This is a genomic window from Phascolarctobacterium succinatutens CAG:287 (assembly GCF_000434895.1).
Classification (GTDB): Bacteria; Bacillota; Negativicutes; order Acidaminococcales; family Acidaminococcaceae; genus Phascolarctobacterium_A; species Phascolarctobacterium_A succinatutens_A.
This window is the reverse complement of sequence record NZ_FR892775.1, coordinates 1-26,490: the sequence shown is the minus strand read 5'-3', so window position 1 is coordinate 26,490 and position 26,490 is coordinate 1. Positions and strand designations below refer to the sequence as shown.

Annotated in this window: 25 protein-coding genes and 1 pseudogene; 24 read left to right on the top strand and 2 right to left on the bottom strand. The window is 42.0% G+C overall.

Going from position 1 to position 26,490, the window contains the following annotated elements; all coding sequences use genetic code 11:
• Positions 1-123: 123 nt before the first annotated feature.
• The gene (locus tag BN587_RS03425) at positions 124-663 is read right to left on the bottom strand and encodes a flavodoxin family protein (RefSeq protein ID WP_021719753.1); all 540 of its coding nucleotides are present in this window, start codon (positions 661-663) and stop codon (positions 124-126) included.
• A 179-nt stretch (positions 664-842) separates the two neighbouring features.
• Here BN587_RS03425 and BN587_RS03420 point away from each other — a divergent pair, with 179 nt between their 5' ends.
• The 7 genes and pseudogenes from BN587_RS03420 to BN587_RS03395 all read left to right on the top strand — a co-directional run bounded on the left by BN587_RS03420 (position 843) and on the right by BN587_RS03395 (position 5,572).
• Entirely contained in the window at positions 843-1,514 is a 672-nt protein-coding gene (locus BN587_RS03420) for a DUF1638 domain-containing protein (RefSeq protein ID WP_021719752.1), read from the top strand.
• Between the two features lie 66 nt (positions 1,515-1,580).
• Positions 1,581-1,760: pseudogene (locus BN587_RS12180) on the top strand (DUF4869 domain-containing protein); the annotation flags it as partial.
• Between the two features lie 8 nt (positions 1,761-1,768).
• Positions 1,769-2,224 carry a hypothetical protein gene (locus tag BN587_RS03415; protein WP_021719751.1) on the top strand — a complete coding sequence of 152 codons (456 nt, stop codon included), beginning with the start codon at positions 1,769-1,771 and terminating at the stop codon, positions 2,222-2,224.
• A gap of 1,052 nt (positions 2,225-3,276) precedes the next feature.
• Positions 3,277-3,495, top strand: a complete 219-nt coding sequence (locus BN587_RS03410) for a DUF3791 domain-containing protein (protein WP_021719750.1) — start codon at positions 3,277-3,279, stop codon at positions 3,493-3,495.
• Positions 3,485-4,060, top strand: a complete 576-nt coding sequence (locus BN587_RS03405; protein WP_021719749.1) for a DUF3990 domain-containing protein — start codon at positions 3,485-3,487, stop codon at positions 4,058-4,060. The genes BN587_RS03410 and BN587_RS03405 overlap by 11 nt, the downstream gene beginning before the upstream one ends.
• A complete protein-coding gene (locus tag BN587_RS03400; protein WP_021719748.1) occupies positions 4,050-4,256 on the top strand; it encodes a hypothetical protein in 207 nt (68 codons plus the stop codon). The genes BN587_RS03405 and BN587_RS03400 overlap by 11 nt, the downstream gene beginning before the upstream one ends.
• Before the next feature lie 539 nt (positions 4,257-4,795).
• Positions 4,796-5,572 carry a ZIP family metal transporter gene (locus BN587_RS03395; protein WP_044484131.1) on the top strand — a complete coding sequence of 259 codons (777 nt, stop codon included), beginning with the start codon at positions 4,796-4,798 and terminating at the stop codon, positions 5,570-5,572.
• 172 nt (positions 5,573-5,744) lie between these two features.
• Here BN587_RS03395 and BN587_RS03390 read toward each other — a convergent pair whose 3' ends face one another.
• Complete coding sequence (locus BN587_RS03390) at positions 5,745-6,413, bottom strand: DUF6198 family protein (RefSeq protein WP_021719746.1); 669 nt, start codon at positions 6,411-6,413, stop codon at positions 5,745-5,747.
• Positions 6,414-6,760: 347 nt separating this feature from the next.
• Here BN587_RS03390 and BN587_RS03385 point away from each other — a divergent pair, with 347 nt between their 5' ends.
• The 17 genes from BN587_RS03385 to BN587_RS03305 form a co-directional block, all read left to right on the top strand.
• The gene (locus BN587_RS03385) at positions 6,761-7,819 is read left to right on the top strand and encodes a sensor histidine kinase (RefSeq protein ID WP_021719745.1); all 1,059 of its coding nucleotides are present in this window, start codon (positions 6,761-6,763) and stop codon (positions 7,817-7,819) included.
• Positions 7,809-8,522 (top strand): response regulator transcription factor, encoded by a 714-nt coding sequence (locus tag BN587_RS03380; protein WP_021719744.1) that lies wholly within the window; start codon positions 7,809-7,811, stop codon positions 8,520-8,522. The genes BN587_RS03385 and BN587_RS03380 overlap by 11 nt, the downstream gene beginning before the upstream one ends.
• A 92-nt stretch (positions 8,523-8,614) precedes the next feature.
• Entirely contained in the window at positions 8,615-8,902 is a 288-nt protein-coding gene (locus BN587_RS03375; protein ID WP_044484139.1) for a helix-turn-helix domain-containing protein, read from the top strand.
• The gene (locus BN587_RS03370) at positions 8,880-10,019 is read left to right on the top strand and encodes a type II toxin-antitoxin system HipA family toxin (RefSeq protein ID WP_021719742.1); all 1,140 of its coding nucleotides are present in this window, start codon (positions 8,880-8,882) and stop codon (positions 10,017-10,019) included. Before BN587_RS03375 ends, BN587_RS03370 begins: the two co-directional genes overlap by 23 nt.
• Positions 10,020-10,167: 148 nt before the next feature.
• On the top strand, positions 10,168-10,539 hold the full coding sequence (locus tag BN587_RS03365; protein ID WP_303684813.1) for a hypothetical protein: 372 nt from the start codon (positions 10,168-10,170) through the stop codon (positions 10,537-10,539).
• A 257-nt stretch (positions 10,540-10,796) separates the two neighbouring features.
• On the top strand, positions 10,797-11,045 hold the full coding sequence (locus tag BN587_RS03360; RefSeq protein ID WP_044484128.1) for a hypothetical protein: 249 nt from the start codon (positions 10,797-10,799) through the stop codon (positions 11,043-11,045).
• A 318-nt stretch (positions 11,046-11,363) separates the two neighbouring features.
• Positions 11,364-12,611 (top strand): WYL domain-containing protein, encoded by a 1,248-nt coding sequence (locus BN587_RS03355; RefSeq protein WP_021719740.1) that lies wholly within the window; start codon positions 11,364-11,366, stop codon positions 12,609-12,611.
• On the top strand, positions 12,612-13,556 hold the full coding sequence (locus BN587_RS03350) for a WYL domain-containing protein (RefSeq protein WP_021719739.1): 945 nt from the start codon (positions 12,612-12,614) through the stop codon (positions 13,554-13,556). It begins immediately after the preceding gene.
• Between the two features lie 103 nt (positions 13,557-13,659).
• Positions 13,660-13,851 carry a hypothetical protein gene (locus BN587_RS03345; RefSeq protein WP_021719738.1) on the top strand — a complete coding sequence of 64 codons (192 nt, stop codon included), beginning with the start codon at positions 13,660-13,662 and terminating at the stop codon, positions 13,849-13,851.
• Between the two features lie 14 nt (positions 13,852-13,865).
• Positions 13,866-14,414, top strand: coding sequence for an RNA 2'-phosphotransferase (locus BN587_RS03340; protein WP_021719737.1), 549 nt, complete (start codon positions 13,866-13,868; stop codon positions 14,412-14,414).
• Between the two features lie 3 nt (positions 14,415-14,417).
• Positions 14,418-15,182, top strand: a complete 765-nt coding sequence (locus BN587_RS03335) for a tRNA(His) guanylyltransferase Thg1 family protein (protein WP_021719736.1) — start codon at positions 14,418-14,420, stop codon at positions 15,180-15,182.
• An 18-nt stretch (positions 15,183-15,200) separates the two neighbouring features.
• Positions 15,201-17,411, top strand: a complete 2,211-nt coding sequence (locus tag BN587_RS03330) for an RNA ligase (RefSeq protein WP_021719735.1) — start codon at positions 15,201-15,203, stop codon at positions 17,409-17,411.
• A 208-nt stretch (positions 17,412-17,619) separates the two neighbouring features.
• Positions 17,620-20,103: an excinuclease ABC subunit A gene (locus BN587_RS03325; protein ID WP_021719734.1), complete on the top strand. Its 2,484-nt coding sequence runs from the start codon at positions 17,620-17,622 to the stop codon at positions 20,101-20,103.
• 211 nt (positions 20,104-20,314) lie between these two features.
• On the top strand, positions 20,315-21,466 hold the full coding sequence (locus tag BN587_RS03320; protein ID WP_021719733.1) for a hypothetical protein: 1,152 nt from the start codon (positions 20,315-20,317) through the stop codon (positions 21,464-21,466).
• Positions 21,463-23,355, top strand: coding sequence for an McrB family protein (locus BN587_RS11335; RefSeq protein ID WP_021719732.1), 1,893 nt, complete (start codon positions 21,463-21,465; stop codon positions 23,353-23,355). The genes BN587_RS03320 and BN587_RS11335 overlap by 4 nt, the downstream gene beginning before the upstream one ends.
• Positions 23,339-25,132 carry a nuclease domain-containing protein gene (locus BN587_RS03310; protein WP_021719731.1) on the top strand — a complete coding sequence of 598 codons (1,794 nt, stop codon included), beginning with the start codon at positions 23,339-23,341 and terminating at the stop codon, positions 25,130-25,132. Before BN587_RS11335 ends, BN587_RS03310 begins: the two co-directional genes overlap by 17 nt.
• Positions 25,133-25,602: 470 nt before the next feature.
• On the top strand, positions 25,603-26,490 hold an 888-nt coding region (locus tag BN587_RS03305), incomplete at its 3' end, for a dynamin family protein (RefSeq protein WP_044484126.1).

Genomic DNA, 26,490 nt, shown 5'->3' with positions numbered 1-26,490 from the left:
GTTACCTTTATCAACCTAAATACATTATATAAGGTAGGATAAATAATCTTACAATAAGAAAAGGCTGACGCTTCGCATTTACGCAAGGCGTCAGCCTTTTGCTGTTCGTATGAGGGTTAGTTGTTAAGTCTTAAGGCCGAGCTCGTAAGCCTCCTGCAGCTTGCTGCTGCCGCTGATTTCGCCTGCAGCATTAACTCCGCCGCAGAAAAGGCTGCCGGCTAATTTAGCCTTTTCGTAGCAGTCAATCCATCCCGTTAAGCCTGACAGTGCACGCTCAGGGGTATAGCTGCCGTTGTCTGCAGCAGTTGCCAGAAAGTATACATCGCGGAATTTGTAATCCTTAGGAAACATGGAATTCATACGGTCAATCAGCACCTTCATCTGACCGGCCATTTCGTAATAATAGATAGGCGTTGCCCAAACAACTACGTCGGCATTCAGCACAGCCTCGGTGATAGGCAGAGCATCGTCATTAATAATGCAGTGCCCCTTGCTTTGACAGGCCAGGCAACCTATGCAGAAGGCAATGCTTTTGCCCTTGAGCGATATATATTCAACCTCATGGCCTGCGGCCTTGGCGCCTTTGACGAATTCCTTGGCTAAAGCCTCGGAATTGCTGTTTGCTCTTAAACTTGTGGAAATAACTACAACCTTTTTAGACATTTGTTATCCGTCCTTTCCTTTGACTAATTTCCTGTTGTTTCTAGTATAATACCTGGAGTACAGTCTAAGTCAAGGGGGAGGAGGTTAATTTGCGTTGAGGCTTTCTTCTTAAAGCCAGCTTTTACTGTTCCTACTAGCGTGGTATAATTAAGCTAACGCTAATATGAGGAGCTGATATTATGGGCAAAAGAGCAATCTATTCCTGCATTACGCTGCAAAAAGAGTTGGAAAACACCATTAAGAAAATAGGCTTTGATGGCAAGGTCACATATCTTAATGTTGCGCTTCATAGCGATCCGCAGAAGATGCATGAAACATTGCAAAGGATTATAGACGAAAATACAGAAGCAGAGGAAATAGTTATCTGCGTTTCCGGTTGCGGCAAGGCTACGTGTGATTTGAAGGCCACAACCTGTCCTATTGCTGTGCCGCGCACTATGGACTGCATTGATGTTCTTCTGACCGGTTCCGGCATAAAGCGTCCTGACGGAGCGATTTTCATAACTAAGAGCTGGATGAACTTCATGAAAAACTCTACAATTGACTATGCCAAGCTTGTGCAGGAGCGTGGTCAGGCAGAAGCGGAAATCTTCCTGAAGCAGCTGTATAAGGGATTCACGGATTTTTATATCATTGATACAGGGACGTATGATTTGCAGGAGGTTGAAGCTTATATTATGCCTTTGGTGAAGCTTTTGGGAGGAACGCTTACGCGTCTGCCGGGGCCTTACAAGGTGCTGGAAAAACTTGTGTCTGGCAAATATGATGACAGCGTTATTGCGATACCTAAGGGTGGAACGCTGAGCATTCATGAGTTTGATGGACTGCGTCCTTGTACGATTAAGAAGTAGGGCATGAAGCACGGAAGTGAAATAAAGGCTTAACGTAAAGTCTATGCTTTAGCTTATAATGCAACAGCATGTGGTAATAACTGCGCTAAATGGATTCTGGAGATTGCCCAAAATAAGGATTTGACGATAAGCCTGCATCATAGTATGAATTTTGGCGATGGTGAATATGCCATTAAGATATCAAATAATGGTGTTGTCGTACATAATCAAGAGGAATGGCTTGATGTAGTGTATGATTTTTTGTGAGGTAGAGCATGAAGGGTAAGTATAGTGTTTTTGTACAAAATAACAGACTGCGCTATGAATTTACTATCTCCAGAAATATTACTATTATCCGTGGTGATAGCGCTACCGGTAAAACAACGCTTCTCGATTTATTAAATGCTTATGACAGAGATGGAGACAGTAGCGGTGTTTTAGTAAAATGCGATGTTCCCTGTGTCGTTATCGGTGGACAGCGTTGGGAAGAGAATCTGCAATTTATCCATAACAGCATAGTTTTTATAGACGAATGCAATAGATTTATTAAATCTGAGGATTTTGCTGTACGCGTTAAGGAGTCGGATAATTATTTCGTTATAGTTACTAGGGATGATTTACCGAATCTGCCTTACAGTGTCAAAGAAATCTATGGCATTCGAGAATCCGGTAAATATGCTGGACTGAAGCAGGTTTATAATGAGTTTTATTGCTTTGCAGGAAAAAATTAAGAATAAAATTGTTAATACTATGCCTTCTATAGAATTTTGAAGGACGTTTCAATTTAAAATTTTTCGTGCCAACAAAAAAGCGCAGCTAGTACACAAGCATGAAGCTTGCTGATAGCTGCCTTTTGTTATGCCCACTTGACAAACCGCTTTGACAAATATATCGTATAGACCTTCGCCTTACGTAATCTACGGTTTCCGATTTCTTCAGCCACACAGAAGACAGGTCTGAGCCTTCGGGAGCGACCCTGAGCTTCCTGCCCCTTTTGCCTGCCACGGGAATGGCTACCCACAAATTTCACCCATCTTTCAGATAAATGCATTTTTATGGTATGCGCAACCAGGTATTGAGCTACTTTTACCTCAGAATTCTGTTATACACGGATTTCTTCGCTTCACTACCAACAGCTTGGTTCGGAGTTTCCGCTAAGTTCGCTGCAGCATCCCTGCTGCAGGTTTCACGGATTTTTCTAGCCTTTCGAGCTAGCGTCTATTGTCGCTGCCAGAATCCTTTGTGCTTTAATCGGCACCAAGATCCGCACATACCGTTCTGTGTTGCCTTTTGGGCTTCTCTGTCAGTCCTCACGGAGCAACAGAAACCTCACTGCCGCAGTATCCCGCAGGCAGCCTGGTCACAGCTTCCGGTATTCTCGGAGGGGTTGACAACCCTTTAGTGCACCGAGTTATACGATATATTTGTCAAAACAGTTTTCAAGGAGCGTGTCGGTGTTCAACCGATGAATAAAGTATAGCATATCTGCGCGAGTTAATCGTGGAAAAAAAGGTGCGCATTGAAGCAGTAGAGAGAAACAAAGGCTGATTGTATTAACGTAAAGTACTTGGTTTAGGTTTTCGTTATTTCATGGTAAAATATAGGTAGATAAGTGTTATTGCTTAGTAAAGCAGTATGTCATAGTTGCAAAATAAAAGGATGAGCTTTAAGCCGTGGCTGCTCCCGTTACTAACAGAAACCAGGGCTGGGATTTTTTGTAAACAGTGCTATTGTTATTTGTTTGTGCTTAAGCTACAATATTAGTAGTAAGGAGGACGTTAGCATGTTAAATGAGGTTGTTTTTTTTGAAACACGTATCTTTAGAATGTTTTGCGAAAAATTACAAGTTTCACCTGTTGATGCCAATAAATTATTCGAGAAGTACGGAATATGGAAATATATTGAAGATACCTATGATATGTTGCATTTGAGTAGTGACGAATATGCTTTAAAAAATATTTTAGAGATATTAAGGGTAAATGGTGTGAACTATGAAGCTTAAAGATGGAATGATCTTGTATCATGGAAGCTACACTCCTGTACAAAATATCGATTTAACAAAGTGTGCAGCTGGTAAGGATTTTGGTAAGGGGTTTTATGTTACGGCTAATGAACTCCAGGCTAAGAATTTCATAAGGACATCATTGTTGAAGGCTAAAGGCTTAAAGCAAATAGACGATAAACAAAATTATGGATATGTAACCTGCTATAAATATCATGCTCCTACTGAATTTATGCCTATATATGAATTTAGTGATGCGGATAAAGAGTGGTTGTGGTTTATTTCATTAAACAGAAGACAGAGGCTTGCTAAAGCATTATCACCTCTGCTGCCAAAAACTCTGTTTGCAAGTGAAATTATTATTGGAAAAATTGCAAATGATACCACTAACCCGGTTATTACCGCATATCTGAATGAATTATATGGTTCATTTGAAGATGAAAGTGCCGCAAAGATGGCAATATCTTTGCTTTTACCGAACAGATTAAAGGATCAATATTGCTTTTTAAGTCAACGGGCTGTCAATTGTTTAGAAGTCGTGGAGGTGAAAAAATATGGGGATTGAGAAAAAAACGTTTTGTGCAGATTTAATCTTGGCCGATGCCATTATTGATATGGCTGATGAAGATGGCATTACTTGGCAAGAGGCTAGAAGCAAAATTATAAATTCTGCAGCTTATGCAGCCTTATATGATTTCGAAAATGGATTGTGGGAAAACGGGCCGGATTACTTCAGAGATTATTACAAAAAAATAGCGTGAGCTAAAAAAAGTCGATTCGGTGGCTTTTTCAATTTTGACCAATTTATAAGTATTACTAAAGGGGTTTGCAGAGAGTGCGACTAATCCAGGCTGAGATATAGCTGTGCTTGCTTCTGACGGTAGTGTTATAGCAGAACTTTACACAAAATTGGCGTTAATATATCTAGTGAATCAAGAACTGCAGATGGATGGCTAGAAGCTAGGCAAGGACAGTATTTGATTATTGTAAAAAATAAAGGATGAGCTTTAAGCCGTGGCTGCTCCCGTTACTAACAGGAATCAGGGCTGGCAGGCTCATCCTTTTTTGAAGTGAATCCATAACACGTCAGGCGTTTGAAAAGACGACGGCTCTGAGGGGCTGCATGACGTAGTTGAAGATACAAGCGCGACGCTGGAAGATGTTTATGCAAAATTTAACTCTGTCGCATAAAAGTAGGTGATATAACTCAAAAGAAATCTCCGTTTTAGCTATCATAATTCCTACTGTTATAGTATAATTAAATTAACGAAAGAAACTTTTATACAAGGATGGTGAAGTAATGGAGACTTTCATGGGAATTCTTATTCCATTTATCGGAACAACACTCGGTTCGGCGTGTGTGTTCTTTATGAAAAAATCGTTGAGTAATATGGTGCAACGCTCGCTTGCGGGCTTTGCTGCCGGTGTAATGGTTGCAGCGTCTATCTGGAGCCTGCTGATTCCTGCTATCGAGCAATCCGAAAGCATGGGAAGTCTGTCCTTTCTCCCTGCGTTTATCGGCTTTTGGATTGGTATCTTATTTTTGCTCCTGCTTGACCATATGATTCCCCATCTGCATGTGGGAAGTGAGCAGACTGAGGGCCCCAAGAGCAATTTGAGCCGTACTGCGATGATGGTTTTGGCAGTCACGCTGCATAACATACCTGAGGGAATGGCAGTCGGTGTGATGTATGCCGGCTTTCTGGCGGGGAATACGCCAATTACGGCGGCAGGGGCGCTTGCCCTGTCCATCGGTATTGCTATTCAAAACTTTCCGGAGGGTGCGATTATTTCTATGCCGCTTCGCGCAGAGGGAGAGAGTAAGAACAGAGCCTTTTGGGGCGGTGTGCTGTCCGGTGTTGTGGAACCAATCGGAGCGGTGTTGACGATACTTGCTGCCCAACTTGTAATACCGGTGCTGCCGTATCTTTTGAGCTTTGCTGCCGGTGCAATGCTTTATGTTGTTGTAGAGGAGCTGATTCCTGAAATGTCGCAGGGAGAGCATTCCAATATCGGCACGATTTTCTTTGCCGTAGGCTTCAGTGTGATGATGGTGCTGGATGTGGCGTTAGGGTAGAGAACAATTTCGGTATATCAGAATGCTGCCGCTTGCAAACAGTATAGCGGATAGCCTGAAAGAGCCAAAGGATATTATGAAATGAGAGATTGCTGTGAATAACAAAAACAGCATTAAGAAATTTGCCAATAAAAACAAGCTTCTTAATGCTGCATTTCACAGTAATCTCTCTTTAATTTTTCTGTAAATAGGGCATGAACTGAAAATTTTTATCTAAATATTGACCGGCATAAGCTACGCCTTTACCCATGGTGAAGGCTGCCAGGATGGTGCCTATTCCCAGTCCGTCTATATGTCCCAATAAGAACAGTGTCAGCAGTGCTGTGATAGCCAGGCAAGTGACATCAAAGGTGATTTTGATTTTAGCGTACTCGATTTTTATGATGGCGCTCAACTCACGCGGGAATAAATCCGTAGGGATAATAGGCAGGCCGCAGCGATTGGACAAAGCAATGCCGATACAGATTAAAACATAGCTTACGATAAAATACAGCACACGCCAGGAAAAGGCTTGCGGTAACATGTTTATATACAGCTCGAACAAATCAAGGAATTGGCTGAACACAAAGCCTACAACAAAGCTGAACATATAGGACGCAATAAACTTTTTGCGCAGATACATCAGGCTGGCGATAAGCAATCCTTGGAAAATGTAGGTCCATGTACCGAGTGTGAGCTTGGGAAAGGCTTCGCTGAAGGCAAATGGAACGCTGCTGATGGCGCTGATGCCGGAACCGGAGTAGAGCATGAGCACGACGCTGAAGCTGTTGATGATTACTGCAACCAATAGTGCGAGTTCACCGCACAAGGTCAGACGTGAATTTTTTTCGTTTAAAAGCATTTTTTTACCCCTCTCGAAAACAATAAATTTATCAAAAATGCATTTCCTATTATATTACTAAATTTTGTGTTTGGCAAATTTGGGCAGGATTTTTTCTAAGATTATTATAAAAAGATAGAGTCTTGCTTTGGCGGTTTTTGGCATTGGTTTCAATCTGTTTATACATTCATTGTGCTTGTTGCGGACACAATGTAAAAGCCGTATATTGAACTGTTCCTATCATAGCATTTTTTCGGTGTAGATTTGGTAAAGAAACGGGTATGGAGCAACATTATCCGGTGATATGTCTTGAAGCGCTTTTGTTCGTGAAGTATAATGGGTTTGTAAAAATAATTAGGAGAAGCATTATGAAGCATCAACAACGACAAGAAGATATTTTGTTTTCGGTCTGTATTTTTTTCGGCGCTTTTGCCATTAATCTTCTGATTCGGAAGCTCTTTACAACGCAAACGCTGGTTCCTATGATTTTTGTATTCGGCGTTTTTCTGATATCGCTGAAAACGCATGGGTATTGCTATGGTATTGTTTCGGCTGTCTTAAGCGTATTTGCAGTAAATTTCGCTTTTACTTATCCCTATTACACTTTAGATTTTTCTGTAGAAGAAAGCATATTATCCGCTATAATTATGCTGGTTGTTGCCGTTTCCACCAGTACGTTGAACAGTAGGATACGCGACCAGGAGAATTTGCGGGCAGAAAGCGAAAAGGAGAGGATGAGGGGCAATCTGCTGCGGGCAATCTCTCATGATTTGCGTACGCCTCTTACATCAATATACGGCTCAGCTTCTACGCTGATTTCCAAGAAAAATGCACTTTCGGAAGGACAGCAGCTAAAGCTGTTGGGAGAAATTCAAGAGGATAGCGAATGGCTTATACGTATGGTCGAAAACCTGCTGGCTGTTACAAGAATCGACGGTGCAAAGGTCAAAATTGTGAAAACGCCAATCGTTTTGGATGAACTGATTGACTCCGTTCTGATGAAATTCTCCAAGAAGCATCCGAATCAGAAGGTTATTACGCAGATACCGGCCGACTTTGTGGATATTCCTATGGATTCTATCCTTATTGAGCAGGTGTTGTTGAACTTTTTGGAAAATGCCGTTTTTCATGCGAAAGGAATGACAGAGCTGAAGCTGTCGGTTTCCCTTGCAGGAGATAAGGCCGTATTTGAAGTTGCCGACAACGGGTGTGGCATTCCGGAGGAGATTTTGGATAAGATTTTTACCGGATGCTATAAAAAGTCTGCAGCACCGATAGACGGAACGCGCAGTAATATGGGCATCGGTATTTCGGTTTGTGCTGCTATTATTAAGGCGCATGGCAGCGAGATTTTTGTGGAAAATCGGAAGGGCGGCGGTGCTGTATTCCGCTTTTCTTTGGCAAGAGGGTGCGATGATGAGCAATAATAAATTCAAAATTTTAATCGTAGAGGATGAAGCAAACATCCTTAGCTTCATCAAAGCCAACTTGGAAATAAGTGATTATCAGGTAATCTGTGCAGAAACCTGTGCGCTCGGCATGATGATGTACGCTTCTTATCATCCGGATCTCATTGTTTTGGATCTCGGGCTGCCGGACCGTGATGGCTTGAGCTTGATTAAGGATGTTAGAGAAGCGGATACTGTTCCCATCATTGTCCTTTCTGCCCGTTCCGGCGAAATGGATAAGGTGGAAGCCTTAGACCTTGGCGCGAATGATTATATTACCAAGCCGTTTGGAACTGAAGAACTGATGGCTCGTATCCGCGCAGTGCTTCGCAGTCATCGATACAGCGAGAAAAATGAAAGTAATCATGGTGGTGATTTCCGGTTGCAGGATTTGATGATTGATTACAACAAAAGGCAGGTTTTTATTGATAGGGATGAAATCGACCTGACACAGACGGAATACAATATTTTGACATTCCTCTCCATTCATGCGGGAAAGGTGCTGACTTATGCTGCCATAATCCAAGCAGTATGGGGATATTCTGATTATGGGAGCGTCAAAAAGCTACAGGTAAATATGAAAAACATCAGGAAGAAAATGGGCGTGACACCCGGAGAAAAGCGCTATATTGTTAATGAGCTTGGTGTAGGCTATCGTATGCTGGCAGAAGATGAAGAATAAAATCTGCCGGAAAGTGTACAGATAACAATAGCTAATATATTAGCTGAAACTTGCAAAAAGAATGCTTTTAAGATAAAATATTAGCTATGGATATGTTTGATTTTTTGGAAGCTACCCCAGATGAGATTAACAAAGGAATTGCAGCTCGCGTTCGTACTGTACGTAAACGGCGCAAAATTTCACAGATTAAATTAAGTGAGAAATCAGGAGTAAGCTTAGGATCTGTGAAGCGCTTTGAGAGTACAGGTGAAATTTCCTTATTATCTCTGACTAAAATTGCTATCGCATTGAATGTTGAACAAGAGCTGAAGCAGCTTTTCAGCAACGTGCCTTATTTGTCACTTGAGGAGATAGAAAATGAAAGAAATCAACAAGGTTAAGGTATCTTATAATGGCAAGGTGGTAGGCTCTATAATTAGGTATCAGCGTTATCTGACCGCTTTTGCTTATGATCCGGAATGGTTGAGCAATGGATTTTCTATAAGTCCTTTTTCGCTGCCTTTAAGAGAAGAGCCTTTTATTGCTAAGCAAGAGCCTTTTGATGGTTTGTTTGGCGTTTTTGCAGACAGCTTGCCTGATGGATGGGGCAGACTGCTGCTGGATCGTTTATTACTGAAAAACAAAATTAATCCCCATAGTGTAGGTAATCTTGAGCGTTTGGCGATTGTCGGCGCATCCGGTATGGGCGCTTTGTCTTATGAGCCTGTATATAATATTGCTGAGAAAAATGGATTTGCTGATTTAGATAAGCTGGGTGAAGAGTGCAGTTTGATACTGTCTTCTGAGTATAATGATAATATTGATGAACTGTTTTCTTTAGGTGGCTCTTCTGGTGGTGCAAGACCTAAAATACTTACAGAGGTTGATGGCGAAGATTGGATTATCAAGTTTCCTGCTTCTATGGATAAACCGGATATAGGCTTGCAGGAGTACAAGTATTCTCTTTGTGCCAGAAAATGTGGGATAAATATGTCAGAAACGCGTTTGTTTCCTTCAGAGCGTTGTGAGGGTTACTTCGGTACCAAAAGATTTGATCGTGTGAAAACTTCTGAAGGTGAAAAAAGAATTCATATGGTTTCGGTAAGTGCTCTTTTGGAAACGTCACATAGAATTCCTAATTTGGATTATATTATCTTGGGAAAATTGACTATGACGTTAACAAAGGACTATCAGGAGTTTGAAAAACTCTTCAGATTAATGTGCTTTAATGTTTTTGCGCATAACCGTGATGATCATTCTAAAAACTTTTCGTTTATATATTCGGATGATGAGAAAAAATGGGCTTTATCGCCTGCCTATGATTTGACGTATAGTTATTCTATAGGTGGAGAGCATGCAACAACGGTTGCTGGTAATGGTAAAAACCCAGGGATGAAGGATATATTGGAAGTTGCTAATAAGCTTGGTATGAATCTCTCGCTGGCTAAAGATATAGCGCAGCAGGTTCAGACTTGTGTCGAAGAGAATTTAGGAGAATTTATTTCTAAAAGACGTTAAGGTTTATTGAATAATTGTAAGATGAAGATTTGTTTTTATCTGAAAGAACTGTTGGTATTTCCTCAGAAAAGGCTTTGACGCTTTGATGGCAGAGACGAATAAGTGCTGCAGCTAAGTAAAGCAGCATGTCATAGTTACAAAATAAAGGATGAGCTTCAAACCGTGGTTACTCCTGTTTTTAACAGGAACCATGGCTTGCAGGCTCATCCTTTTATTAAGTGAATCCATAACACGGCAGGCGTCTAAAAAGACGTCGACTCCGCGAGGCCTTCACTCAATATACCTTGAAAATCCCGCCATCCCAGAGACAGCTTCCCTGAAAGATGGCGGGATAGGAAATTCTTCGGAAGAAGAAATTCCTTTCAAATATAGTTTAGCAGGCAAGTTTTTTGCTGTCAACGAGTTTAAGAGTAAACAAAAAGTATATGATTTCTTAAAACTGTGCGTGGCATTCAAAAAGTTGTTGGCTGAAAAGTTCCTAGCTGAAGATGTTTTGAGGTTTATGGCTTTTCATTTTTGATTCATGTGTTATGATTTATACAAGCATGATATAATTAATATAATAAGGAAAATAAGGAGAATGCTAATGAAACTGGTAGTCCTTGCAGATAACAACACCTAGCCATTGTACTAATCTGGCGGCAAAATTTGCTTTGCATGCGCAGCTGCCTGTACATGAGGTTGGCGTTGGCCTGACCTTGGAGTGGTAAAGAATAACTTATATGTCAGCTGAATTTTGCAAAACGCTTTTAGGATAAATTTTTGTGGGGTGTAATTATGAAAATAAAAAGTATTATAGCTAAAGCGCTGCTGATAATGTCATTGTTTGCTTTCTTGCCGCTTGTTTTTCCTCAAGATAATTATGCGTATGCTTCGAGAGAAGAGCTTTTGGATCTGGAAGAAGAAAAGTCCGATATCGAGGATGAAATAGCGGAAAGACAGGCTAACGGTGAAAGCTATGACGATTTGGAAGAGCGGCGTAATGATGTGCAGGACGAAATAGAAAATATCAAGGATGAGGGCTGAGGCTTTCGGCAAAATCCGCACATAAACTTTAAGCTCGCAAGTGCGCAAGTTTTTATCAATGGCAAAAAAAGCGTAGCTGTTATACATGCATAAAGTATGCTGATAGCTGCGCTTTTCTTGTTGCTTGTAACGCAGAAAAAAACGTATTTACTTTTTTATTTTAGAGTGTATTCACTTATTTGACATAGACAAAATCTGTCGTTGGTGTGTGATATACTAAGGATAAATCAGTGCTTAAGTAAAAAAGCAACACTGAATTATCAGCGTATTTTTGGGAATACTGTTTAGCGGAATTGCTGCGAAAGGAGGGTGCTGGCCGTGGCTTTTAATGAGTTAATAAAAAACTTTGATAATATACGGCAGCTGATGCGTGATTTTTATGTCTTTGGCTTTAAGAGCAGAGCTGATTTTGCGGATAAAAGCGCTCGCAGCTATGACAATGAGCGCAGACGCATTGAAAGCTGGCTGGGTGAGTATATGTATTTCCGCCAGAATGCCGGCGGTAAGAACTGCTTTATTTCCGTAGACAGCAGAAAAATCCGGCATAATCCTTTTTATAAAGCATTAAAAGCCAAGAGCTTTACGGCTAATGATATCATGCTGCATTTTTTCCTGCTGGATATTTTGCAGCCTGGTGAAAAATTTACTCTGCGTCAGCTTATGGAAAGGCTGGATGCAGCGTATTTATCTTGTTTTGACGAACCAGTGGCGCTGGATATTTCCACTGTGCGCAAGAAATTGGCAGAATATGCAGAGCTTGGTTTAATAGAAAATGAAAAGTGCGGGCGGGAATTATATTATGAGCGCAGCAGGGATGAGGTCGATTTAGATGCTTGGCACGATGCCGTGAGCTTTTTTGCCGAAACGAATCAGATAGGTGTTGTGGGCAGCTTTATAGAGGATAAGTTTGCTGCTGGCAGCAGTGTATTTTCCTATAAGCATCATTATCTGCTGCATGCCTTGGAGAGTGATGTGCTGCTTGATTTACTGGCGGCGATGGAGCACAAGCAGTGTGTGCGTATTGAAAGCTGTTCTTCCAAAGGCAATAATATATCTTTCCGCGTGCTGCCGCTGAAGATTTATGTAAGCACGCAAAGCGGCCGGCGTTATGTGATGTGCTGGTTCTTTAAGGCGCATAGGATTATTTTCTGCCGTCTGGATAATCTGGAGCGTGTTCTGGAAGCGAAGGACGTGCGTGATTATGACAAGTTTTGCGCCATGGCTGAGCAGATGGAGCAGCATTTGTGGGGCGTATCTATGAACAGAGGGCCTGCTGATGCTTTGGAGCATGTGGAGCTTGTAGTGCGCATCAGCAGTGACGAGCCGTATATTCTGCAATGTCTGAAGCGGGAAAAGCGCTGCGGACGAGTGGAAAAAACAGATGCTGAGCATTATCGTTTTATTGCCGATGTGCATGATGCAGGCGAAATGCTGCCCTGGCTGCGTACCTTTATCGGCCGTATTGAAAGCTTTTCCTGCAGCAATAAGGATGTGGCAGAAAAGTTTTGGCAGGATTTGGCTGAGGTGTACGCAATGTATGGCGTGAAGAAAGCAGGTGAAGCGTAAATGAGCACAGTGTTCAGTGAGGTTTACGGAACCTATTATAATGTTGTGGCGAAGGTGCTGACGCAGTCGCTTGAAGGAAAGCTGTCTGCAGCAAGCATGCAGCAGCTCGTCCGTGAGGGTGCCTATGGCGACAGTGTGCTGCAGCTTTTGCCTGCGCTGGCTGACGGTACATGGAAACTGCTGACGCCGGAGCTTGGGACGCCGCTGAAAAATAAGCCGACGATGCCCCTGACCGCTCTGCAGAAAAGATGGCTGAAAACCTTGCTGCTTGATGAAAAAATCAGCTTATTCTTTTCTGATGAGGAGATTGCGAGGCAGCAGGCTGCTTTGCAGGCTGTAGAGCCTTTGTACAGGCCGGAGCAGTTTGTCTTTTTCGACCGCTTTGTTGATGGCGATGCTTATACCAATTCCAAATACAGAGCAAACTTTAGGGAAATTCTTCATGCCGTGCGGGAAAAGCGTTATATGAATGCTTCGTACCGGAGCAATAAGGGGACGATTATCGTCTGGACGGATTTGGTGCCGGTGTCTTTGGAATATTCGGCCAAGGATGATAAGTTTCGCCTGCAGGCAATAGCCGAGCGTAAGCAGGTGACGCTGAATTTAGGCAGGATAATATCCGTAGAAGCGGGAGATATAGTTGAGCATGTAAAAATCTTGAAGAAGGGAGAGCTTGCCAAGCAGACTCTTGTTCTGGAAATTGAGGATGAACGCGGTACGATGGTGCGCGCACTGATGCATTTTTCCGACCTGGCGAAGGAAACGGAAAAGCTGGACGAGTCGCATTACCTGCTGACAGTGCAATACGACAAGGGCGATGAAACCGAAATGCTCTTTCGTGTGTTGAGCTTCGGGCCGACGGTTAAGGTGCGTGAGCCGGAAGCATTTAAGGAGCTTATCAGGAAAAAGCTGAGGGAGCAAATGCAATGCAGCGCAGAATTTTAAGTGCGCATGTTTTTTTCCATGATTATAGCTTGCTGCTGTGTTAAGATTAACGTAGCAGCAAACTATTTTTATAAAACAGAACAGATAATGGAGGAATAAGCATATGGAAAGATTTGTAAGCTATGAAAAAATGTCGAAAAAACAGCAAAAGATAGTCAACGCCTCCAAACGAGGCAACTGGGGAAATGTGAAGCCGATTACCAAGGTCAAGGCTTCGGCAAAAATTTATAATCGTAAGAAGAAGCAGAACTCCGGGGACTATGGCTATAGTTTCGGGAGTTCTGCTTTTTTATAAGGTGGGGAAATGCTATGAGCAAGAGCTTAAACGAATGGGGAAGATTTTTGGCGCTGGTGCTGCGACATAAACCGCAAGCAGTCGGCATTGAGCTGGATGTGCATGGTTGGGCGCAGGTGGAGGCGCTGCTGGTTGCCTTTAACCGGATAGAAGCGTTTAATATGCTTATGCTGGAGCAGATTGTTGCCGAAGATGGCAAGCAGCGTTTCGCGTTCAGCGAGGATAAGAAAAGAATCAGAGCGAATCAAGGGCATTCCGTGAAGGTTGATGTGGAGCTTCGGGAGGCTGTGCCGCCGGAGCTTTTATATCACGGGACTGGCGTTAAATATGTTGCGGGCATCAACAGACAGGGACTTATCGCCAAGCAAAGGCTGTATGTGCATTTATCTGCGAATGTCGAAACAGCGCATAATGTAGGCAAAAGACATGGAGAGCCGTTTATCTACACAGTGTTGGCGGGCGAGATGGCAAGAGCGGGCTACAAGTTTTACCTGTCGGCCAACGGCGTGTGGTTAACAGAATGCGTACCAAGAAAATTTTTACGGAAATGGAAGGAGCTTTAGATAATGAAATTTGATGATTTTGATAAACGGATGCGAGTATATGAACAGAGCATTGATCAATATATAGTTCCGGGAATGTATATAGTAGCAAGACTTGACGGACGCAGTTTTACTAAATTAACGCGTGAAATATGCAAATTTGAGGCACCATTTGATACGCGTTTTCGTGATTTGATGGTTGATACAACTAAGCATATTATGAATTGCGGTTTCAAGGTTTTGTACGGTTATACAGAAAGTGATGAAATATCCTTGCTGTTCAGTCCCGATAATAGTGTTTTTGCTAACAAAGTACGCAAAATAAACACTATATTAGCAGGTGAGGCTAGCGGTTATTTTTCCTTGGCGCTTGGTAAGGCAGTGTGCTTTGATTGCAGGGTTGTGCCTTTGCCTAACATTGAACTCGTGAAGGATTATTTTTTGTGGCGGCAGGAGGACGCAAATCGCAATGCGCTGAACTCCTGGTGTTATTGGACGTTGCGTAAGGAAGGCATGTCGAAGAATGAGGCTACGCAGTATTTGCGGGCGAAAAGTATTGCCTTCAAAAATGAGCTTCTTTTTGCGAGGAATATAAACTACAACGACGTGCCGCAATGGCAGAAAAGAGGCGTTGGAATATACAGTAAGGAGTATGTTCGTCAAGGTTACAATCCGATTTCAGAAAAAGTAGTATCTGTAAAAAGAAAGAGCTTTGAGGCAGATTATGAATTGCCGATAGCTGAAAAATATTCTGCATTTATAGGCAGTTTTTTAGCTGCAAAGTATTAGTTAAGTAAGGTGATTGATATGAGAATTTTATTATTGATGCGTGGTGTGCCGGGCTCCGGTAAGAGCACGTTTATAAAGGAACAGGGGCTGGAGCCTTATACATTGAGCGCGGATGTGTTGCGTCTGCTGTACGCTTCGCCGATGCTGGACAAAGCAGGCAGATGGTGCATCAGCCAGCATTTTGACAAGCAGATGTGGCCGTTTTTGCTGCAGACGCTGGAGGAGCGCATGAAGCGTGGCTGCTTTACGGTTGTGGATGCTACCAACATCCGTGGCAGAGATATGACTGCGTATAAAAAGCTCGCCAATGAGTATAAATATCGCATTTATGTGGTTGATTTTACTGATATTACCATTGAGGAAGCAAAGAAAAGGAATATGCTGCGTGAGGAATACAAACAGGTTCCGGAAAATGTTATTGAAAGAATGTATGCTCAGCTGGCGGATAATAAGGTTCCGTCCAGCATTACCGTAATTAAACCGGGGGAGCTTTCGCAAATTTGGTACAAGCCACGCGATTTATCTGCTTATAAAAAGGTAATTCATATCGGTGATATTCATGGCTGCTATAAGTCGCTGAAGGAATATTTAGAGGAAATAAATCCGCAGAACTACTATATTTTTCTTGGCGATTACATTGACAGAGGCAGCGAGAATGCCGAGGTTCTGCAATTACTGCTGCAGCTTGCCGCATTAGATAATGTTACACTGCTTGAGGGCAACCATGAGGCTAACTTGCGGGATTACGGCTTGCCGGATGGCATTGCTTCGAAGGAGTTCCGCATGCAGACGGCACCGGAGCTGGCGCAAGCAGGATTGAGCAGGAAGGCTGTATATAATTTTTACAGGAAATTATCGCAGTGCTTCTGCTATACATATCAGGGGAAAAAGGTTTTGGTCAGTCATGGCGGATTGGCGCGGATGCCGGAGAATTTATCCTTGGTGGCAACAGCGGAGCTGATTTACGGCACCGGCGTGTATGAGGATGCTTTGGATGTTGATATGTCTTTTGCCAAGCACGCAGCTGCAAACGAGTATCAGGTTCACGGACACCGCAATTATGAGGGTGTGCCGGCGGAGGTTAACGAGCATTGCTTTAATCTGGACGGAGCGGTGGAAATGGGCGGTCAGCTGCGAGCGCTGGAGCTTAGCGAGGATGGCTTTGCCGTAGTTACTGTCGGTAACGCTTTGGAGTATCTTGATAAAAAGAAGGGCGCGAATGGCAGCAAAGCAAATGCTAAGATTGAGAATGTGCAGCAGCTTTTGGCCAACTTTGCCGGGAATCCGTTGATTAAAGAGAAGAGCTTCGGTGTAATTTCTTCCTTTAACTTTGCCCGTGACGCTTTTTACAACAAGGCATGGGATGATGTTACCTGCAAAGCAAGAGGCTTGTACATCAACAAGCGGACAGAAAAAATTGTCGCACGCAGCTATGACAAATTCTTCAATCTTGATGAACGCCCGGAAACGAAGCTGAATGCATTGCGGCATAATTTGCAGTTTCCGGTGCAGGCCTATGTGAAGGTTAATGGTTTTTTAGGCATTGTCGGTTATGACAACGCAAAGAAAAAGCTGCTTGTAACCTCTAAGGGCGATATGTACGGCTTATATGCGAAGATTTTCAAAAACACCTTGGCGGCGGAGCTTAAGGAGCGCATGCAGCTTTTGGAGGATTTTGTTAAGACTAATAATTGCTCGGTTATCTTTGAGTGCATTGAGCCGGAAATGGACCCGCATATTATCGAATACAGGAAGCCGCAGGTTGTACTGCTGGAGATTATTGAAAACGAGCTGAGTTTTGTGCATCGTCCGTATGCGGAGCTGATTGCTTTGGGCGAGCAGCTGCAGGTTGAGATTAAAGAGCAGGCTTGCACGCTTACGTCTTGGGATGAACTGCAGGCGTGGCTGAAAACGATTATGCAGGAGGATTATCTGTATAACGGTCAGCATATTGAAGGCTTTGTTATCGAGGACAGCAGGCATTTTATGACGAAGCTGAAGCTGGCGTACTATTCCGAATGGAAAAGATTGCGCCGGGTGGCTGAGGCTACGTTGCGTCATGGTGCTGTAAAGGCCAAGTGGCAGCTGAATGATGAGCTTAGCAGGGAGTTTTATCAGTGGCTGCAGGAGGAGATTTATCCTCTGCGCAAGGGTGATGGGACGTATGCCTTTGCGACAGATATAATTTCTTTGAGAAAGAGGTTTGAGGAGCGCAATTCCTGCATATAAACAGAAGCATTTAAGCTGTCGCATAAAGAAAAAATAAGCAAAGGCATAATAAGCTGCGATAATGAAGCTTATTATGCCTTTTTGCGGTGCTTTAAATTTAAGAAAAAATAAATCCGACATGAGTTGCACTTGCATTGTTATAGTGTTAGACTAAATTAAACATATCATGCATATTTAAAAGCGATTCAATTTATACAGGAGCAGAAAAATGATTGATAAAATGCTTATTCGTGGAGCGAAGGTCCACAATCTGAAAAATATTGATATAGATATTCCCTTGGGGAAAATTGTCGGCATTGCGGGTGTATCCGGATCCGGCAAATCATCCCTGGCGCTTGGCGTGCTGTACGCCGAAGGTTCACGCCGCTATCTGGAGGCACTTTCTACCTATACACGCCGTAGAATGACGCAGGCCTCCCGTGCTTCCGTAGATGAAGTGCTGTATGTTCCTGCTGCCTTGGCGCTGCACCAACGTCCGGGAGTGCCGGGAATCCGCAGCACCTTTGGCACAGGCACGGAGCTGCTGAGCAGCTTGCGCCTCATGTATTCGCGTCTTGCGTGCCACTGCTGTCCCAACGGACATTATCTGGAGCCGACGCTTTTGGTTGCTGCAGGCAAGAAGCTGACCTGCCCGGAGTGTGGCGAACAGTTTTATGCGCCGTCTGCCGAGGAGCTGGCCTTCAATTCGCAGGGAGCCTGCAAAACCTGCGGCGGTACCGGCAGCGTCCTTACGGTAGATTTAAACACGCTGGTGCCGGATGAATCGCTTACCATAGAGCAGGGCGCTGTTGCACCTTGGAACAGCCTCATGTGGTCGCTGATGACTGATGTCTGCAAGGAGATGGGCGTGCGCATAGATGTGCCGTTTCGCGAGCTGACGGAGCGGGAGAAGGATATCGTTTATCACGGACCTGCAGAGAAAAAGCATATTCTCTACCATCCCAAGAAAAGCAATTCCAACGATTTTGCCGAGCTTGATTTTACCTACTTCAACGCTGTTTATACAGTCGAAAATGCGTTGTCTAAGGTAAAAGATGAAAAGGGCATGAAGCGCGTAGAAAAGTTTTTGAAGGAGGATATCTGCCCCGACTGCAACGGTACGCGTCTGTCTGCAGCAGCGCGTGCGCCGAAGCTGCTGGGCATTTCGCTGGCTGAGGCCTGCAGCATGACGTTGGCACAGCTTGTGACATGGGTGCAGCGTGTTCCCAAAAGCCTGCCGGAGGCAATGCGCCCGATGGCGGAACGCATCTGTGAAGCTTTTACCGGCACAGCGAAGCGTCTTATGGATTTGGGGCTCGGTTATCTTACGCTTGACCGCTCCGCTGCTACACTTTCTACCGGGGAGAGGCAGCGGATGCAGCTGGCGCGTGCTGTCCGCAATCGTACTACCGGAGTTCTTTATGTGCTGGATGAGCCGTCAATCGGTCTGCATCCTTCCAATATCGTGGGACTGACCGGCGTAATGCATGACCTGGTGGCAGACGGCAACTCTGTAATCCTTGTGGACCATGATACGCAGATTTTGCAGGAGGCAGACTGGCTTGTGGAAATGGGACCGCAGGCAGGTGCCGGCGGCGGCCATGTAATTGCGCAGGGAACGATAGCGGAGATAGAAGCAAATCCTGCTTCGCAAATCGGCCCGTTCCTTGCCGGAACGGCAGCGGCAAAGCGGAAAAGCTGCGCTCAGAAGCAGGAGCTGTTTGCTGACGGCACCATTCATCTTGCTACAGCTTCGATACATACCGTTAAGCCATTAGAGATAGATATTCCCAAGGGACGCTTGACAGTTGTCACCGGCGTATCGGGTTCAGGCAAAACTACTATGGTTTTGGAAAGCCTTGTGCCTGCGCTGGCTGCGACGATTGACGGCAAGGTGCTGCCTGAGCATATCCGTGCCGTTAACGCTGAGGGGATTGAGCACGTTAAGCTCATTGATGCTACGCCTATCGGAATTAATGTTCGTTCTACTGTGGCTACCTATGCAGGCATTCACGATGATTTGCGTAAGCTCTACGCCAAATTGCCCGAAGCTAAAGCGCATGAATATAAGGCCGGTGCTTTTTCGTACAATACAGGCTCGCTTCGCTGCCCCGGCTGCGACGGAACAGGCGTTGTCAGTCTGGACGTACAGTTTTTGCCTGACGTGGATATACCCTGCCCGGACTGCCGCGGTTCGCGGTACGCGAAGGCGGCCTACGATATCAGGCTGACGAACGAGGCGGGGGAGAGTGCTTCGTTGCCGGAGCTGATGGCTATGGACGTAAACACTGCTCTTGGCTTCTGCAAAAATATGAAAGGCATCAGCCAAAAGCTGAAGGTCCTGCGTCAGCTGGGCCTTGGTTATTTAACGCTGGGCGAGGAAACTCCCGGCTTATCGGGCGGTGAAGCGCAGCGCTTAAAGCTGGCCAGTGAAATAGGCAGGACGCAGCATGATTCTGTCTTTGTTTTTGATGAGCCTTCGATTGGTCTGCATCCGCTTGATGTGCAGGTGCTGCTGGAGGTTTTTCAGGCACTTTTGGATAATGGAGCAACGGTTATCGTCATAGAGCATGATCTGGACGTTATCCGTAACGCTGACTATATTATTGACATGGGACCTGGTGGCGGTGATGCAGGCGGACGCATTGTGGCTTGCGGAACGCCGGCGGAGATTAAGGCAAACGCAAACAGCATTACCGGCAAATTTTTGTGAGGGAGATTGGAATGACAGAAAAATAGTAAAAATAAGAGCTGACTTTGGCGTAAGGCGAAAGTCAGCTCTGTTTGTGTGCGCTAGAAGGATAGATTATTTAATGCCCATAGCGTATAAATTTTTCTCGATAAGGCAGGAAAATAAAATCATCTAGCGAATGATTTTAAGTATGACAAAATTTTTATGAAAATTTGGAAGGAGAGTATTAAAAGTGAATTTAGATAATACGACACCAACATCTTTACAGAATGATACGCAAGATTCCCAAGAAGTCAAAAATAATACAAATGCTGACAATACAGATATAGGGAAAGCTGTAGACCTAATAAATGTCAATGAAGCTATAGACGCTTCTGCCAATAATTCAGAGGCTTTGCCGGAGAAAAATGGAGTGGAAGAGCAAAATGAAATTAGTAATGTTGATTTATTCACCAAATATTTTGAAGTGTTTGGCCCTAAAGAGCTGCTTATGGTAGGTCAAATTATGGATTTAAATACGATTCAGGGTTTCTCAAGCTTAGAAAATGCAGTTTCTAAAAATCTTCGCTATGCACGCAATAAGATATTAGCTGAAATTAAAAAGAGGTGTGGCCATAGTAATGCAAATACTTTAGATGAATATGAAAAAGTAAAGACAGAATCCCTGCCTTTATATAGAGCTACGCTACTGCTTGATTTACATGCTGATTATAACGTAAATATTGTAAGAAAATTAATCATAGAGGATGAGCTTATTCCTTCATTAGTGGTTGAAGCTGGTGAAGCCTCTGAAAATATCACCAATGAAGAGATAGAAAAATTACAGCAAACGATTGACCAGCAGAATGATAAAATTGAGGAGCTTGAGCAGAAAAATAGGAAGCTGAACAAGGAGCTTGCTAAGCAGGAGAACACTCTTAAGAAAAAGCTTAAAGAGGATGCAGATAAAAAGCATAAAGCTAAAGTCGGAGAGATGGAAGCAAAGCATTCTAAGGATATTGGTGAGATTAATGCTAAGCTTGATACTGTTACCTCTTATTATAAAAAGATTAGTGCAGAATATGACGATTACAAAAAAGAAATAGAGAAAAAATCTCGTTATTTTGAGAAGATTTTCAAGAGAACTTATGTAATCATGCTAGATATGCAGCCTATAAATGATAAGTATTTTCCATATCCTTATGAGGTAGCAACAATAAGTAAATTGTTGACAGGAGATATTGAGAATACTGATTTTACTGAAGTATGGGTGCAGAAGGATATGTTGGATGGGCTTAGAATTAATTTTATCAAAGCTAAGGCTAGAGAGTATGGTCATCAATGTCTTGTAAGTGAAATGAAATTGACAGAGATTCAGGAGTTAGGATTAGAGGTGCTGAGATGAGTGAGAATATACGTGTGCTTGGCAGGTTAATGACTGAGGCAGAGATGTATGATTTAGGTGTACCGGAGCACTATACTAATGTTTTTAGAGATGTTAATGATAACAACATTTTATGCTTAAAGCCTCTGTCTGATTTTCCGTCGAATTATCCTCCCATAGACAAAGTATTATGTCTGTGCTCAAGACTTGATGCTGAGCTGAATAGCATTGATGAAGAAAGAGTTGCTTCGATTCTGGAAAGACGTCTTTTTGTCTTCAGACCGATGCAAAGTAAAATAGAATACTATGCCTATGAGCAGCGATTGCTCCCCAAAGGATGCAGTCCTGATGTATTAGATGAAAGATATGTTGCTGTCCCCTGCTTTGATTTGCCGAAGCTTGGGTTATCTGTAGAAGAGTTTCATTCTTGCCTTAAAAATGCAAAGGCCTTATTAGTAGAGCCTTGTATTTCAGATGAAACAGATGACAGACCGGAATGTGTATTTGCCAAGATTATGGCTTCAGATGGAGATTCGTACGATTTGTATCTCTATTTTAATATTATTAGTATGGCTATTAGGGATGGCGCGTCTAAGCTTTTGATTGAACAGCCTGAATATCACAGAATAAAGCTTGATATAGAAGATAGCAATAACATTATATATGACGTAGATGACAATATTATTTTTATACCGGCAGTGCTTTATGATCATTATGTAGAACGTCATCGCAATGACTATATTGATGCAGAAGAATATCTTGTTTCTGAGCCCAAAGATGAGCAAGTTGTTAAGCAGAACATTGCTTCTGAGCAAGAAGCAGATAAGCCTTCAGCAAACCTTCAGCAAGAAGCTGTTGCCCATAAAGAAGAGGCATTAGTGAAAGAGGAAGGCAGTATTCTGAAAAAAATGAAGGCTGCTGCTAAGGAAATGCATCTTGTATATAGTGATGAGGATTTGATTAATTTCTATGTTTCTGCACATTCCTCTAATCTGGTTGTGTTGGCAGGTATGAGCGGTACTGGTAAATCCAGGCTTATCAAGGTTTATGCCAAAGCCTTGGGGTTAGATAAGTATGATGGCATTAAATTTATTTCTGTAAGTCCTGCCTGGACAGATGATTCAGATCTTTTGGGTTATGTAGATTATAAAGGCAATAAGTATCGTGAAGCTGCTACAGAACTGGTAACATTTTTGAAGAGGGCCGCCGAGAACAGAGATAAACAGTATGTTATCTGCTTTGATGAAATGAACCTGGCGCGAGTTGAGCATTATTTCTCTTCCTTCCTGTCTATTCTTGAGGATCCGGAAACAGAAAGACAATTAGTAGTGTATAACAGGTCTTTGGCTGGTGTACTAGATAATTCTAATGAATTTCCTGCAACAATCAGCTTGGGAGATAATGTTTTGTTCGCTGGAACGGTGAATATTGATGAATCAACATTTAATTTTTCAGATAAGGTGCTTGATCGTGCCAATGTTATTAAGCTTGGCATGCGACCTTTTACAGAGCTGAAGGATGTACTGGAAGAATGCTGCTTAAGTGACAGGGAACTACAATGTCTTACGGATTTGCACAATATGATTAGAGAGAGAAATCCGAAGCTTGGTATTGGCTATAGAATAATCAAGCAGATTAACAGCTATATTAATAAAATACCTGAGGGTGTAGCTTTTAGCAGGGGGAATGCTTTTGACAGGCTGATTGTGCAGAGGATTATTACAAAGCTGAGAGGTTCTGAAGAACAGTTAAGCATGCTTATTGGCAAAATAGATGGCAATGATAAGCTTGTAGAAAGCGATATTATGGCTTTACTGGGAAAATATAAGGATGTTTCAGAGTTTACTAATGTTAAGCTTGAGCTGAAGAACAAAGCGAAAGAGTTGATGCTGTATGGTTATTCAGTATAATAATTTGCCATTTAAGCTGGCGGTAATCAACGAGGTTGGGGAATGGGATTATCCGGCTCAGGGTTTCGCGTTTTGTGATGATATAGAAGATATCAATAATGGCTTAGTGGAAGCAGAAATCAAAATACGTGAGAACTCCAATGTTTTTCTTAAGTTTCGCTCTAATATTGACTGTATCCTTGAAATGGATGGCTTTGATGGTATAGATATACCAGAAACTAGACATGATGATGGCACATATCTTCAGCCGTCTGAGGGTAAGGTAAAGGTGTTCTCGTATGAAAGCTCACCGCTACCTCCTGGTCTGTACATAATCAAAGTAAAGACTGCAAGTAAAAACTATTTTACCAGCTTTGAGGTTTTGCCAGCCAGGCTTGATGACCGGGCTTGGCAGATTATGGCAACAGATGTTTTTGAAAGCATTAAGCTGATGGCATTTCAACTGGCTGTTCAGAAGGTAAGTGTTGCCAATAGCTTTTATGAAAGTGAAGAGTTTGGCGTCTTACTGCTGAAAATGAATGTTATCGACCAATATTTTCATAAAGTAATAGCAGCTTTAGATGATTTGCGGCTTAACCCTCACAGTAAAATATCAAAAAAATATGTGCTTTCAAGTAAAGCTGAGCAGCATTCAATAGATTTTCAGTGCAATAAGCTGAATTCGATGAAGATTAATATTGACAGGGGTTATATACCGCTGAGATATACGGATTACCAGCTTACTGAAAACGCGTATGTGAAGCGTATGGTGCTTTCTTTAGACAAGGTTATGCGGTTGTTTATTAAGGAAATTAATGAAAAAAAGATTTTTTTAGAAGCAAAAGTTGCGAATGATTTCTATGGTAAAGATAAAAATACCTATGAATATAATCGTAATTGCAGAAGTCTTAATTTTTTAGAGCTGTATTATTCAAAAGCAAGAAAAATCATCAGCATTATCAATAAGCTCAAGGAAGCTCTGTGGTTCAAAGAGGTTAATGCTAATATTATCCAGCGAGTTCCCAGCCAAAGTATGCTTGACCCACGATATGCTATATTGAGTAGGGTAAGCAAAGAGCTTGAAGGATTGACTATAAAATATGACATGGATAACAGGCTATCATTTATCTGGCATAATTCTGCCAAGCTTTATGAGCTATGGGGTGTTATAAAGCTTGTAGAAGCGTTACAGAATCTTGGCTTTGAGCTTGTTGAGGGCTTAAATGTAGATAGAATAGGCTATGAGTTGAAAATATCAGGTCTTGCTTCAGGCAATTCATTTATGCTGAAAAGGGATAGCCTGGAGATAAAAGTTACCTATGAACCGACGCTTTTAGCTGCTGAGGATAAATCTGGCATAGAGTCTGATCCTGTATATACGGTTGGCAAGCATGTTACACCAGATTGTAAGATTGACTATTTTTATAATCTTGAAGACAGGAAGCTTTATATGGGTTCGCTGATAGTTGACTTTAAATATCGCTCTAAATATGCTTTTTGGAATAATTACAGGGAAAATTGTCGTCATCAGCTGATGAGCTATGTTAATGATACTCGTTCAAAAAATATTTCCAATAGAAATGAAATGAGCAGCTTACGTATGAGGCCAGTTGTTTCTGTATGGGCTTTGTATCCGGACCGATTCAATGTTGATGAAGAGGAGACTGATGAAAATCTCTTTATCAAAATACTCTCTTTTGTTCCCGGGTATCAGAAATTTATTTCCAGACATTTGCAAGGTGTTCTGGAAGACTATATTTATCCGGAGATAGAAGCGGTTGGGAGAGCTTCTATGTAAAAAGTGCCCGGCGGCTTGCATTGATGATTTATTATGCTGGCGTATATAGAATTGCTTTACGTATAAAATAAGAGCTGACTTTGGCGCAAGGCGAAAGTCAGCTCTTCATAAGTTTTTATAATTTATATGTTAAAACATAAAATTCATGAAATATATTACTCTACATAACGCTAAATTGACAAAGTATATAAGATACAATTTAAATGGGGATTAGTATAGAAAAGTAATAAGTGAAAATAATTCTCTAATTAAAGCAGGAAAAAAGTATAAGTTGTAGAATTTGTATAAAAGTAATATTATATGAATTATACAGAAACAGAGGTGTGTTAAATCAATTTTCATATCTTGAGAAAAGCTTTATACTCAATACTTTTTTGATAACAGAGTGCCATTTAAGAGGAGTGTTTTATGTTCATCGTGAAAGTACAATTGAAACGCAATATAAATATGATTTTCATAGGAGGAGAAAAATGGTAAACAGAAAAGCTTATGATGGAATAATTGAAAAATTAGGAGAGATATACTCTCATCATAAAGGATTTAATTCTGAGACTTCATTAGAACAAATAAATGAGATTAGAGATAATTTTGATATAAAACTTATGATTGTAGGGCATTTCAGTGCAGGAAAAAGTACTCTGCTTAATATGTTGATTGGGAAACCAGGCTTTTTAAAAGAAGCACAAGAACCACAAACAGCTATTGCTACAGAATTGATATATGATGAGAATGAATCAGCATTTGCATTTGACGAAGATGGAAATAAAGAATTGATTGAAGAGCAGAAAGAATATTCTCCCAAGGACTATAATCATCTTGAGTATAGAATCAACTCCGAAAATCTAAAAAAGATTAGTGATTTTACAATTGTCGATACCCCTGGGTTTGATGCTGGTATAGAGATTCATGCCAAAGCTTTAGCAAATTATATTGGCGTGGGATCTGCTTATTTAGTTGTTATTGATCAGGAAAAGGGTGGTATAGATAAAACAACACTTGAGTTTATCCAGGAAATATCAAATTATAGCTCACAAATTGCTGTAATAATAAATAAATGCGATAAAATAACGGATAATGTTGCGGAAAGCATAGCCGAGTCTGCAAGATTTACTTTAGAGACTTATGGTTACAACTATGGTGTTTATACTTTATCTCGAAAAGATGTTGATATTGCAGAAAAATTAATATCTATTATTTCGACATTTAATGCTCAGGCTGCTTTTGATAAAGTTATGCTAAAGCATTTAAAATCAGAACTGATAAGCTCTGAAAAATCATTATCAATTGTACAGAAAAAGATATTTTTAGATACGTTCGATTTAGATGGTAGATTGCAAGTGCAAATTGAACAAGATTTA